The organism is Flavobacterium sp. FlaQc-30, from assembly GCF_044005885.1.
Taxonomy (GTDB): Bacteria; Bacteroidota; Bacteroidia; order Flavobacteriales; family Flavobacteriaceae; genus Flavobacterium.
Genome location: NZ_JBIPCO010000001.1, coordinates 1,052,596 through 1,065,222 on the forward strand (window position 1 = coordinate 1,052,596; position 12,627 = coordinate 1,065,222).

General features: G+C 33.8%; 15 protein-coding genes and 1 tRNA gene. 6 read left to right on the forward strand and 10 right to left on the reverse strand.

Going from position 1 to position 12,627, the window contains the following annotated elements; genetic code table 11:
• Positions 1-29: 29 nt before the first annotated feature.
• On the reverse strand, positions 30-509 hold the full coding sequence (locus ACHRV0_RS04645) for a hypothetical protein (RefSeq protein WP_395440057.1): 480 nt from the start codon (positions 507-509) through the stop codon (positions 30-32).
• A 204-nt stretch (positions 510-713) separates the two neighbouring features.
• Between ACHRV0_RS04645 and ACHRV0_RS04650 the strand changes: the two genes are divergently transcribed.
• Positions 714-890 (forward strand): hypothetical protein, encoded by a 177-nt coding sequence (locus tag ACHRV0_RS04650; protein WP_164973663.1) that lies wholly within the window; start codon positions 714-716, stop codon positions 888-890.
• Between the two features lie 71 nt (positions 891-961).
• On the opposite strand, the gene ACHRV0_RS04655 is transcribed toward ACHRV0_RS04650, so the two are convergent.
• Complete coding sequence (locus ACHRV0_RS04655) at positions 962-1,756, reverse strand: hypothetical protein (RefSeq protein ID WP_129023739.1); 795 nt, start codon at positions 1,754-1,756, stop codon at positions 962-964.
• Positions 1,757-1,840: 84 nt separating this feature from the next.
• A tRNA-Ala gene (locus tag ACHRV0_RS04660) sits at positions 1,841-1,914 on the reverse strand.
• A 106-nt stretch (positions 1,915-2,020) separates the two neighbouring features.
• On the opposite strand from ACHRV0_RS04660, the gene ACHRV0_RS04665 reads away from it, so the two are divergent.
• The 4 genes from ACHRV0_RS04665 (at position 2,021) to ACHRV0_RS04680 (ending at position 4,371) form a co-directional block, all read left to right on the forward strand.
• Complete coding sequence (locus tag ACHRV0_RS04665; RefSeq protein ID WP_395440058.1) at positions 2,021-2,785, forward strand: enoyl-CoA hydratase/isomerase family protein; 765 nt, start codon at positions 2,021-2,023, stop codon at positions 2,783-2,785.
• A gap of 90 nt (positions 2,786-2,875) precedes the next feature.
• The gene (locus ACHRV0_RS04670; RefSeq protein WP_395440059.1) at positions 2,876-3,052 is read left to right on the forward strand and encodes a hypothetical protein; all 177 of its coding nucleotides are present in this window, start codon (positions 2,876-2,878) and stop codon (positions 3,050-3,052) included.
• A gap of 32 nt (positions 3,053-3,084) precedes the next feature.
• On the forward strand, positions 3,085-3,537 hold the full coding sequence (locus ACHRV0_RS04675) for a 6-carboxytetrahydropterin synthase (protein ID WP_089054343.1): 453 nt from the start codon (positions 3,085-3,087) through the stop codon (positions 3,535-3,537).
• A gap of 90 nt (positions 3,538-3,627) precedes the next feature.
• The gene (locus tag ACHRV0_RS04680) at positions 3,628-4,371 is read left to right on the forward strand and encodes a UDP-2,3-diacylglucosamine diphosphatase (RefSeq protein WP_395440060.1); all 744 of its coding nucleotides are present in this window, start codon (positions 3,628-3,630) and stop codon (positions 4,369-4,371) included.
• 73 nt (positions 4,372-4,444) lie between these two features.
• Here the strand turns inward: ACHRV0_RS04680 and ACHRV0_RS04685 are convergent, their stop codons facing one another.
• The 7 genes from ACHRV0_RS04685 to ACHRV0_RS04715 form a co-directional block, all read right to left on the reverse strand.
• On the reverse strand, positions 4,445-5,656 hold the full coding sequence (locus ACHRV0_RS04685) for a cytochrome c3 family protein (RefSeq protein WP_395440061.1): 1,212 nt from the start codon (positions 5,654-5,656) through the stop codon (positions 4,445-4,447).
• A gap of 83 nt (positions 5,657-5,739) precedes the next feature.
• Positions 5,740-6,096: a hypothetical protein gene (locus ACHRV0_RS04690; protein WP_089054340.1), complete on the reverse strand. Its 357-nt coding sequence runs from the start codon at positions 6,094-6,096 to the stop codon at positions 5,740-5,742.
• A 231-nt stretch (positions 6,097-6,327) separates the two neighbouring features.
• Positions 6,328-7,608, reverse strand: a complete 1,281-nt coding sequence (locus ACHRV0_RS04695; RefSeq protein ID WP_395440062.1) for an MFS transporter — start codon at positions 7,606-7,608, stop codon at positions 6,328-6,330.
• Positions 7,598-9,298: a single-stranded-DNA-specific exonuclease RecJ gene (gene recJ / locus ACHRV0_RS04700; protein ID WP_395440063.1), complete on the reverse strand. Its 1,701-nt coding sequence runs from the start codon at positions 9,296-9,298 to the stop codon at positions 7,598-7,600. Before recJ ends, ACHRV0_RS04695 begins: the two co-directional genes overlap by 11 nt.
• Before the next feature lie 120 nt (positions 9,299-9,418).
• A complete protein-coding gene (locus tag ACHRV0_RS04705; RefSeq protein WP_395440064.1) occupies positions 9,419-9,763 on the reverse strand; it encodes a HopJ type III effector protein in 345 nt (114 codons plus the stop codon).
• A gap of 180 nt (positions 9,764-9,943) precedes the next feature.
• Complete coding sequence (rsmI, locus tag ACHRV0_RS04710; RefSeq protein WP_395440065.1) at positions 9,944-10,660, reverse strand: 16S rRNA (cytidine(1402)-2'-O)-methyltransferase; 717 nt, start codon at positions 10,658-10,660, stop codon at positions 9,944-9,946.
• A gap of 103 nt (positions 10,661-10,763) precedes the next feature.
• Positions 10,764-11,798 (reverse strand): hypothetical protein, encoded by a 1,035-nt coding sequence (locus ACHRV0_RS04715; protein WP_395440066.1) that lies wholly within the window; start codon positions 11,796-11,798, stop codon positions 10,764-10,766.
• 236 nt (positions 11,799-12,034) lie between these two features.
• Here ACHRV0_RS04715 and ACHRV0_RS04720 point away from each other — a divergent pair, with 236 nt between their 5' ends.
• Positions 12,035-12,625, forward strand: a complete 591-nt coding sequence (locus tag ACHRV0_RS04720) for a thymidine kinase (RefSeq protein ID WP_089054374.1) — start codon at positions 12,035-12,037, stop codon at positions 12,623-12,625.
• Positions 12,626-12,627: the final 2 nt, after the last annotated feature.

Consider the following 12,627-nt stretch of genomic DNA (forward strand, 5'->3'; position numbering starts at 1 on the left):
ATCGAGCTGAAAAAATGTTGATAGGAGTTTTAAATGTTTGCAGTATTTGTTTTTTCATGTTTTAGGCTCCTATTTTTTGAGATATAATTTAAAGCAAATACCATAACAATTGATAAAACCAAGATAGGAAAAAAGGACAATGTAAGAGTGTACATTAATTCTTCTTTAAAAAGATACGTACTCCACGAAGATTCACGATCAACAAAAATGCTGTAATTCCAGAAAAACCATGTTGAAATTATAATCAGTAATTGGGCTGTTATTCTCAGGTATATTTTTTTTATGAATGCAAGGGGCATAAAAATAATTGTTAGAAAAACGGTTGTAAATACAGATATTAAATAAGCATCATCAAAAAAATGACTATCTGGATTCCCGCTGGATATTTGTTCAGAAAGACTTTGCATTGACCAATATATTTCTAAGAAAGTGACTATGAATGTTAATAGTGCAATTGCAATAAGTTTCTTTAAGAATGAAAGTATCTCAGACTTTAAATTTTGATTCATTTTAAAAGATTTGTTTTTTGAAATTTTACAAACATTCACTTTTTTAAGATTCTTGATATACAAAAGTAATCATATCATTTAGTGAGATGTCTTGTAAAAGGTATAATTCTGTCAGAATAAGTTTTTGTTGAAGATCTAATACTTAACTTTTTGATAATATAGTATTTAGATATAGTTTCTTATTTTTAATTAAAAATTAAAGCTATGGAAATTAATTGGGTTGTAATGGCGGTTGTTGCAGTACTAGTAGTTATTCTAGTTGTACTTACAATCAGAAAAAATCAAAAAGAGAAAAAGAAACTAACAGATTTGTTGAATAATGATTTCAAGAAAGCTGTAAAAGATAGAATAGACGCCGATGACGCGGCAAATGAGAAATAAGAAGAAGCTATAAATAAAAAGAGTTCTCGAATTAACAACGAGAACTCTTTTTTGCTTTTGTATTGCTGGTTTTATTTATGGCCTAAAGAATATCCATTTCCAGTTAATTTTTTTATAATGTTCATGGCAGTAACGTCTTGGCTCATTTTGTAACCAATAAAATTTCCTCCGTTATTAAATTCTACTTTAAAAACTTTACCATCGTAAGTATAAATTTCTTGATTTAAAGCTTTGCTGTAACCTTGAACCATTCCAAACTTTCCATACCAAGTTCCGATTACTTTGTAATCTAGATTTGTTACTTCGTATTTTTCAACAGCACCACTGGTAGTTCCATTGTTTGTAATCATTCTGATGTAACCTATTTTTTCTTTTTTACTAAAAACATTTCCGTTATCATCAATTGTTAAGGCCAATGCATCTGTTATTGCTTTTTCTGCACTTTGTTGTTTACACCCGTATTTTTCACCTAAACCAGTTGGTTCGCCATTTAAAAAAGTGTTTACTTGTTCTAATTGAATTCCGTTTTCTGTAATCATACCTTTTGCAAATAAGGTTTGAATAATGCTTCGGTCAACGTTGAAAGGTGAATATTTTGCAAAATCAAGATCGTTTGCTTTCTTTTCTTCATTAGCAATTTCAATATAAGCTTTTCCAGGTGCAGGATTTTCACAGACTCTCATGTATGCTGTAATTGTATTTGTTCCGTCCAGATTCGAAATTTCATATTGGCGAAGTACTTTAGCTGACATTTTAGCAATAGGTTTACCATCTAGTAAAACTTCACCTTTTTTAACTTTGAATTCTTGTGCAAAAGAGCTTGCGCCAGCTAGAGTAAGTAATGCAATCAGAATGCTTTTTTTCATGGGGTTTTGTGTTGGTTTAAAGTTGATTGTGTTTAAAATAAATCATAAAAAAAACCGTATTTCAATTAAGTAATACAGTTTTTGTGGAGAATATCGGATTCGAACCGATCGCCTCTACGCTGCCAGCGTAGCGCTCTAGCCAAATGAGCTAATCCCCCAAAGTCATAGCAAATAAAGTCAATTAATTTTCAATAAACAAATTTAGAAAAGGATCTGAGTAAAAATAGTTGTCAAAACCGTAACTTTACATTTAAAACTATTTTTATGAGTTTAGAAACAACAAAAGGATCGCTTTCGACTTCTTTTCAAGATACAATTGCAACGGTGCAATTTGGGCATCCTGCAAGTAATTCTTTTCCGCGAGAATTATTAAATAAACTTACATTAGAAATTAATTCATTGAGCCGAAACGATGCAGTTTCCCTTATTGTTTTGAAGAGCGAAGGCGAAAAAGCTTTTTGTTCCGGCGCTTCGTTTGATGAACTTCTGCAGGTAGAAAATGAAGAACAAGGAACAGAATTTTTTTCTGGTTTTGCACATTTACTAAATGCTATGCGCAGCTGCAGCAAGCTTATAATTGGGCGAGTTCAAGGAAAAGCAGTTGGAGGCGGAGTAGGAATAATTGCGGCTTGCGATTATGTTTTTGCAACTCCTCAAAGTGATATTAAATTATCTGAACTTGCAATTGGTATTGGTCCGTTTGTAATTGAGCCCGCTGTATCTCGTAAAATTGGTAAAACTGCAATGACAGCAATGACATTGGCAGCGCACGAATGGAAATCAGCAGATTGGGCTTTTCAAAAAGGACTTTATTCTGTTTTAATTGATTCAGAAAATCTAGATAAAGAGGTAGAAAATTTTGCTCAAAAATTAAGTTCATACAATCCGGAAGCATTACACGAAATGAAAAAGATCATTTGGGAAAATACAGAAAACTGGGAATCGCTGCTTTTTGAACGTGCCGCTATTACAGGTAAATTGGTTTTGTCTGATTTTAGCAGAAATGCTTTAAGGCAGTTTAAAAAATAGGCATGACATAAGTCATTGATTTTATACAAATAGTAACATAGTTTTGAAAAAGGATTTAAAACCAATTTTTCATCATATAAATTATTGAATATGACTATTATTTCTTTATTCCAAAAGGTTGATGTGGCAGAGAAAATTAAAAACGCTCCAGACAGCAGTTATCAAATAGGTGTTGTTATAGGATCATTTATTCCGTTTGTCGTTTTAGTAGGAATTGCCTATTGGATGTATAACCGTGCTAAAAAAAGAGACGAAAACGGTTATTAATTTGTAAATTTGCAAGCTTAAATTAAAAATCGATGAGTAATATTAGAATTACAAAACAATTTAGTTTCGAAACCGGGCATGCATTGTACGGTTACGACGGAAAATGCAAGAACGTTCACGGACACAGTTATAAATTGTCGGTAACTGTTATTGGTTCGCCAATTACAGATCGATCGAATGTGAAATTCGGAATGGTAATTGACTTTTCTGATTTAAAGAAAATTGTAAAAGAAGAAATCGTCGATCAGTTTGACCATGCGACTGTATTCAATCAAACAACGCCGCATATCGAATTAGCAAATGAATTGAAAAATCGCGGACATCACGTAATATTGGTTGATTATCAGCCAACAAGCGAAAATATGGTAGTTGATTTTGCTGATAGAATTATCGCAAGACTGCCAAAAGGAATTTCGCTTTTCTCTCTTAAACTTCAAGAAACGGAATCGTCGTTTGCAGAGTGGTATGCAAGTGATAACATTTAATATTCAAAAAAAGAAATTCCAAACTCTTCGACTTCGCTCAGAGAGACAAAAGTCTAAAATTCTAAGAAGTCCAGTAATCTAAAAATCTAAATGAAAAAAGTATATTTTGCTTCAGATCAGCATTTTGGTGCGCCGACTCCTGAATTGAGTCTGCCGCGCGAAAAGAAATTTGTGGCTTGGTTAGATGAGGTTAAAGAAGATGCCGAGGCGATTTTTTTACTTGGTGATTTATTTGATTTTTGGTTCGAATATAAAACAGTTGTACCAAAAGGTTTTGTTCGAATTTTAGGAAAATTGGCTGAAATTCGCGACAGCGGTATTCCAATTTACTTTTTTGTTGGAAATCATGATCTTTGGATGAATGATTATTTTGAAACCGAATTGAATATTCCCGTTTATCATGATAACAAAGAATTTACTTTTAACGGAAAAACTTTTTTAATTGGTCACGGAGACGGAAAAGGTCCCGGAGATAAAGGCTATAAAAGAATGAAAAAGGTGTTTACAAATCCGTTTTCAAAATGGCTTTTTCGATGGCTTCATCCAGACGTGGGCGTAAGTTTAGCGCAATATTTATCAGTTAAAAACAAATTGATCTCTGGTGACGAAGATGTAAAGTTTCTTGGTGAAGAAAACGAATGGCTTGTTTTGTACGCCAAACGCAAACTCGAAACCAAACATTATAATTACTTTGTTTTTGGGCATCGCCATTTACCAATGATTATTCCTGTTGGCGAAGATTCTAATTATGTAAATCTAGGCGATTGGATTGGTTATTTTACTTATGGCGTTTTTGACGGGGAGAATTTTGAACTTAAAAAATTCGAGAAATAAGTAAGTCGAAAGTCGAAAGTTGCAGGTCGCAAAGTTGAGGCTAAATGGCTAAAACCAAAAGCTAAAAAATGTCTTATTTTGTACTTGTTGGATAAATCCCAATTTTGTGCGTTCTCAAAATATATTCTGAAAGTTGCTTGCTGTTAGAAAGTTGAAATTTAATTGCTCCTGATGTTTTTTTCGGCATATGACATTCCACGCAATTAGCAGCCAATAATTTTTCAGGCATCGTTTTTAAAGTCGTTTCATTGTGTTTTAAACCTTGATGACAGCTCATGCAGATTTTTGAATACGATGCTATATTTTTAGAAGCATTTTCATGCGGATTATGGCAAGTTATACAATCCATTTTGTCACTTTTTATAAAACACTTACTTTGCGCCATTAAGCGAAATTGGTTTCCGTGAACATCAAATTTCGCTGTATCAGTTACACTTCTTGTTTCTCTATAAAAATCTGAAAGATTATCGCCCGGTTTGAAGTCAAAACGCGATTTCATTTTCATTCCGTCATTTCCAGCGTGGCAAAGCGCACAGGCATCTAACTTTTGTTGTCTGTTAAGTGTTTTAAAACTGGTAATGCTATTTGCAACTTTGATAGTTGGGTTTTTTAGATGAAAATCAACATGCTTTTTCGCTGGTCCGTGACAGCGTTCACAATCAATTCCGTAAACAATCGTTTTTTTATCAATAACATCTTCAACCTCCATCGATAAAAAGTTTTTATCTGTAGAATTCTGATTAACATTTCTGCTGCTGATGTTTGAGCTGTGGCAAGAATAACAGTCTTTTACGACCATACGGTCAAAATAAGGTTTATCGGCTGGAAATCCTGGGCTTGTTGCCCAATTGTTTATTGATCTATAATAAGAAACAGGTAATTCGTAGGTGTTGCGATCTCGCCAGTATACCGAAGTTTGTGCATGTTTAATTCCAAAAACAATCTCGAAACGATGCGCTTCAACCTCTTTTCCGTTTTTATATAAAACCTGATACAAGCTGTCGTTGCGTTTTTCCATGACAATTTTGGTGTTTTTGTCATAGATAAAAGTGTGATTTGCTTTGTCAAAATCCCCTAAAATATTTGCCGGAATTGCGGGAGCAGTTGCTTTAAAGTGAGCGCTTTTTGCTGCCATGTCATATTGAGTCTGATGACATTGAATACAGCTTTCTGAGCCTGCATAATCAGTGCCTCGCGGATCAATATACTCTTCAGAAGCGTCTTTGCAGTTTGTAAAAAAGAGTGCTAGAATAGTAAAGGCAATAAGAATGCTTATTTTTTTCATTGCCGTAAATATACTTTTTTTTGAATAAAATCAAAATATATTTCAATAATGAAAAAATGTTGTTAAAATATTTAGAATGTTTCTTAGTTTAATCCAGGACCATAAACATATTCGTCTAATTCGATTTTAAACAAAGAGCCTTCAACTAAATCTTTAATTGATTTTAGTTCTGTCATTGAAACCGCTAAATCTATTGACGAACAAGGAGTTTTTAGTAAAAATTTATGACAAGAATATTTTAACTCACAAGCTTCGCAACAAGCGTTCTCGATAATGCTGTCTTCGATTAAATCGCAAAACATATTCAATTCTGAAACTGTAAAATAGAAGCCTGTTTCTTTAAAAACCAACTGTACTTTGTCAAGAATTGTCTGGCTGTTTTGTTTCCAGTAAAAGGCTATGCCGAAGCTGTTGTGATATATTTGTTGTATTTCTCTCATTGTAAATCCTTTTATTCCAGCAAATATAAATATTATTTATATTAATTCTAAATAAAAAAATCATAAAAATTTGAAAAATGTTTTACTATATAAGTACTATAAGTTCATAGTAAAGGCTTTTTTGTTTTTGCTGGATGCAAAAATAAAAAGACCCCCTTTTATTGGAAGTCTCTAAGTTTAAGATCCATTTTTTAAATGAACTTAATATAATTTATATGGTTTAAAAACTAATTACTCCAATTTGTGATGCTCTTCCATATCTTTATGAAGATCTAAATCTCTAAAAGTTGGAGATATAAAACCAAAACCTAAAACGGTCAAAAGCGTAACGCTTCCGCCAAAGACAACAGATGTTACAGCTCCCATTAATTTAGCTGTTGCACCACTTTCAAACGCACCTAATTCATTTGAAGAGCCTACAAAAATCGAATTTACAGCACCAACACGTCCACGCATATGATCAGGAGTTTTAAGCTGTAAAATGGTCTGGCGAATTACTACCGAAATTCCATCAGCAAGTCCGCTCAAGAATAAAGCAAAAACAGAAAGCCAGAATGACGTAGAAAGTCCAAATAAAATAATCGACAATCCAAAAACAAATATGGCTACTAAAAGTTTTTTTCCGGCATTTTTGTATAAAGGGATATACGCCGAAACAATCATCGTAATAAAAGCACCCACGGCAGGCGCGGCTCTTAATATACCAAAACCTTCAGAACCCACTTTTAAAATATCTTGTGCAAAAACAGGTAACAATGCTACTGCACCTCCAAAAAGTACCGCAATCATATCAAGTGACAAAGCACCTAAAACAATTTGGTTTTTAAATACAAAAGTCAAACCTTCTGTAAGACTGTCTTTTATGGATTCTCCAATCTTCGGATTTATGATTGGTTTTTTACTGATTTGTGATAAGGCAATTAAGGAAAGAATTGAGAATCCAAAAACGAGACACATTGACCAGTGAACACCAATCCAGTTAATTGAAAATCCTGCAAGTGCCGGTCCCATAACCGCACCAATCTGCCAAACCGAACTGCTCCAAGTAGCGGCATTTGGATATGCTTTTTTAGGGATAATAAGTGATAGTAGTGAGAAAATAGTAGGGCCAAGAAAAGCACGAACTAATCCGCCAAGAAATACTAAAAAGTAAATGGAATATAAGATAGATTCAGTCGACCAACCGCTGATAATTTTTGGCCAAGTCAATAAAAATAGTCCAAAACTAATTACTGAAAATCCTAGAATACATTTTACCAATAATCCTTTCTTTTCTCTTTGATCAACAATATGTCCTGCAAACAATGCCATTGAAACCGCTGGAATCACTTCCATTAAACCTATAATTCCTAACGAAAGCGGATTTTTAGTTAAACTGTAAACCTCCCATTCAATCACAATAAACTGCATCGACCAAGCAAAAACCATCGCAAAGCGCAATAGTAAAAATATATTAAACTCTCTATAGCGAAGCGCTTGATACGGATCTGGTTTTGTTGATTTAGTTGTCATTTGTTCTAATGTCTTTCAGCATAAGCTGTGTTGAAATAGTTCCGTTCCATTCGTTTTCAGATAAAGAATAAGCCAGCTGAAACAGATTCTGATTTTGTGCTATACTTAATTTTTTTCCGAGTCCAAAGCCAATTGCTGCAATTCCATCTGAATTAGATTGTTTTACAAAAAGCCTTAAATGTTCCTCTTCAGAACCTAAAGTTTTGGCATAACCAGTATCTTTTATGTTTTTTGTCATGAAAACCGGTGTCATGTTCTGCGGGCCAAAAGGTTCAAATTGTTTAAGAATACGGATGAGTTTTGGAGTAATATCAGAGAAATTAATTTCGGCATCAATTTCGATTTCAGGAGTTCGCATTTCGGGTAGAATAGTTGAGGAAACCTGTTTTTCAAAAGCGTCTTTAAAAATCTGATAATTTTCAGCTTTTAAAGTCATTCCCGCCGCGTACATATGACCTCCAAATTGTTCCAAATGTTCTGCGCAGGCATCTAATGCATTATAAACATCAAATCCTTTTACAGATCGGGCAGAAGCCGCATATTTATCGCCGCTTTTGGTAAAAACTAAAGTTGGTCGATAATAGGTTTCAATTAATCGAGAAGCAACAATTCCAATAACGCCTTTGTGCCAGTCTTCTTGAAAAACAACGGTAGAAAAACGTTCTTCCTCATTGTTTTCTGTAATTTGCAGAAAAGCTTCTTTTGTGATTTTTTTATCGAGATCTTTTCGATCAGCATTATATTGTTCAATTTCAGATGCAAACTGCTGCGCTTGTTCAAAATCAAATTCGGTCAATAATTCAACTGCATGATTTCCGTGTTTGATTCTTCCAGCTGCGTTTATTCTTGGTGAAATAATAAAAACAACGTCGGTAATATCTAAAACTGTCTTTTTAACCTGATGAACCAAAGCTTTAATTCCAGGTCTTGGTTCGCTGTTAATTACTTTTAAACCGAAATAAGCTAAAACACGATTTTCTCCTGTAATAGGAACAATATCTGCAGCAATTGCAGTTGCAACCAAATCTAGATAGGGAACTAAATCTTCGATAGTTTCATTTCGGTTTTGGCCTAAAGCCTGAATCAATTTAAAACCAACTCCACAGCCGCATAACTCATCATAGGGATAAGTACAGTCTTCTCTTTTTGGATCAAGAATCGCAACCGCATCTGGAAGAAATTCACCAGGTCTGTGGTGATCACAAACAATAAAATCGATGTTTTTTGCTTTCGCGTAAGCGATATGATCTATAGATTTTATGCCGCAATCGAGTGCAATAATTAACGAAAAACCATTATCGTCAGCAAAGTCAATTCCTTTAAAAGAGATTCCGTAACCTTCATCATAACGATCTGGAATATAAGTTGCAATATTTGGATAATGTGATTTTAAATACGATGAAACCAAAGAAACCGCCGTTGTTCCGTCAACATCATAATCGCCAAAAACTAAAATGTTTTCCTGATTTTCAATTGCAGATTCGATTCGGGAAACCGCTTTATCCATATCTTTCATCAGATAAGGATCGTGAAGATGTTCTAAAGAGGGACGAAAGAAATTTTTAGCATCTTCAAAAGTTTCAATGCCGCGCTGAATCAAAAGCGTTGCAACAAAATCTTCTACATTTATGGCTTGCGCCAAATGTTTGATTTTATCTTGAGAAGGTTTTGGTTTTAATGTCCAACGCATGGGTTGATTTTAGATTTTAGAGTGTTGATTAACGATTTTTGATTTGCTATAGATGATCTTAAATCATTTGATTTTTCAGATCTGAAATCAAAAATCGTTAATCAAAAATCTTAAATAAAATTATTTCGCTTCTAAAGCATTTCCTTCAAACTGAATTCCATCCCAGCCTAAGTTGATGAAGTTTCTAATATTTTGGTGATTTGTTCCGTTTGGATCTCCTAAAACTTCTTCAAAATAGAAAGCGCCAAAACACGTTAAAGTTTCTTCTTTGCTTAGGTTTTGCAGTTTTGCAAACGAAAATAATTTACAAGAACCAGAATTTTCTCCGGCAGTGTTATGCTGTGTTCCGTTTTGAAAAGCAGTTGGAGTAAAGCTGTAATTTTCTTCGATTACGGCAATAGTTTCAGGAAATGTGATTTGTGTTGGAGTTTGTTTTACTTTTTCTAAAAAGGCTTGAATGCTCATGATTTGTATTGTTTATCTGCTTTGCAGTTTAGGTTTTTGCCACAGATTAAAATGATTAGAATGATTTTTATTGTTTTTTCGCCACGAATTGCACTAATTTACACTAATTTAATTCGTGCTAATTCGTGGCGACTTAATTTTTAATCTGTGTTAATCTTTTTAATCTGTGGCTTAAATAAATTATTCTTCATCCTTAGAAAACTTACTTTTCTTAGGTTCTTTTGTTATTATTTTTCCTGCAACCACAACTACGATTTCGCCTCGTGGTGCTGTTTTTTCAAAATGTGCGAGAACTTCTTTTGCGGTTCCGCGTACGTTTTCTTCGTGTAATTTTGATAATTCTCTTGAAACACAAACTTGTCTGTCTTCTCCAAAATACTGAATAAATTCAGCTAATGTTTTAACGAGTTTATGTGGAGAAACGTATAAAATCATTGTTCTGGTTTCTTCGGCTAAAGCCAAAAATCGAGTCTGACGTCCTTTTTTATCAGGAAGAAAACCTTCAAAAACAAACTTGTCATTTGGAAGTCCGCTGTTTACAAGAGCTGGAACAAAAGCCGTTGCGCCCGGAAGACATTCTACTTCAATTTTATTTTCGACACAAGCGCGTGTTAACAAAAATCCAGGATCTGAAATTGCCGGAGTTCCTGCGTCTGAAATTAAAGCGATCGTTTCACCAGCTTTTAAACGTGCAATTAAATTTTCGGTTGTTTTGTGTTCGTTGTGCATATGATGGCTGTGCATGTGCGTGCCAATTTCAAAATGCTTCAACAATTTTCCGCTCGTTCTAGTGTCTTCGGCCAAAATCAAATCGACTTCTTTCAAAACTCTAATAGCTCTGAAAGTCATGTCTTCAAGATTGCCAATTGGCGTTGGAACGATATATAATTTTGACATAGTTGTTTTTAATATTTAAACACAGATTACACGAATTAACACGAATAATTAAAGTGTTGAAATTTAACGAATATAAATTAGTGTAAATCTGTGGAATTCGGGTTTATGCGAATTTCTTCTCGATAATTCCAAGGAAACGTTCTGCATAATCATCTTTTCCGTCCCAATTGTTGTAATCAGGTTTTACCATATCGTCAATAAATTCTTTAGCTTCTGCATAAGAATCAAATGTTAAAAGCTGATTTAGAACACGACTGTAATCTTCAGAACTGTTTCCAAAAAGGTTTTTTGTAAATGCAATTCGATCATTCAAATCAACATGGAAACCTTTTGCCAGTTTTTCGTTTAATGTAACAGTTTTAGGTTCTGCTGGAGTTTCTAAAATGGCTGTTTCCGTAGTTTTTTTCTCTTTAGATTCGGTAGTTGTTGTATTTGCTGAAACATTTTCAAAACTATCAACTTTCACAAATTGAGCATCAGCATAGTTTACGCCTAAAAGCTCTTCTAAAGTCATATGAACTGCTTGAGGTTTTGTCTCTGTTTCGATTTTTGTCTCTTCTTTGATTTCTGCAACTATTTCTTCCGTTTCTAATTCGAAAGCAGGTATGAAATCAGGAATTGGCTTTAAATCGCTGATAGTAGTAAACGAAAGTTCGTCAGCAGCTTCGATATCTTTTTTGGCTTCAAAAATCGGCTCTTCAATTTCTTCTGCTTCAATTTCTTCATTGATTTCGGCAACAGCTTCAGGAATAGTCTCAACTTTAGTTTCTAAAATGATTTCTTCAGAGATTTCTGCAATAATTTCAGGTACAGTTTCTTCTATAACCTCTTCGGTTTTTGTTTCTTCTGCAATTATGGTTTCAGTTACAGTTTCTTCAACTGCAATAGGTTCTTCGGTTTTAACTTCTGCAGGAACAATTTCTTCTTTTTCAAAAATAGTTTCGATTTCAGAAGTAATTTCACTGTGGTTTATTGTAGGTTTTAGGCTGTCGAAATTTTCATCAACAAATTTTAACACCGCTAGTTTCTCATATAATTTCTGAGTTTCAAGATATAATTGATTGATATCGGATTTGTTTTTAAGTTTTAAAATTCGATGTGCAATGCTGATTAAGTCGGCTTCCAATTTTTTTTTCATAACTGTTGAAATTATAGTGAATAGGGTAATTTATTATGTTTTGTATCTGAATGTCTTTATTCTGGGAGAAAATCAACGAGATAATTTTTTATTTCTGTTAATAAGCGATTGCGAATCTCCGTTTTGATAAAAATTTTCTACTTTTGAAAAACCGAAAAACAGCAGTTTTTTGCGTCAATTTATTACCAGTACAAAGTAATAAAAACTATTCATTTTTAAAGGTAGAAAAATACAAAATGTTTCTCGAAAATACAGTAAATCACAAAGAACAATTTGGTTGGATTGAAGTTATTTGTGGATCAATGTTTTCGGGTAAGACCGAGGAGTTAATCCGCAGATTAAAACGCGCCCAATTTGCCAAACAAAGAGTCGAAATTTTTAAACCCGCAATTGATACTCGCTATCATGACGAAATGGTGGTGTCTCACGATGCCAACGAAATTCGTTCTACGCCAGTTCCGGCTGCAGCCAACATCTTGATTTTAGCCCAAGGCTGTGATGTTATTGGTATTGATGAAGCTCAGTTTTTTGATGATGAAATTATTACAGTTTGTAATGATCTTGCCAATCAGGGAATTCGTGTAATTGTTGCGGGGCTTGATATGGATTTTAAAGGAAATCCTTTTGGACCAATGCCGGGGCTTATGGCAACAGCAGAATATGTTACCAAAGTTCATGCGGTTTGTACCAGAACAGGAAATCTTGCCAATTATAGTTTTCGTAAAACAGATAATGATAAGTTAGTAATGCTTGGGGAAACAGAAGAATATGAGCCATTAAGTCGTGCAGCTTATTTTAACGCTATGAAAAAGAGTCAAGAAAAATAGAT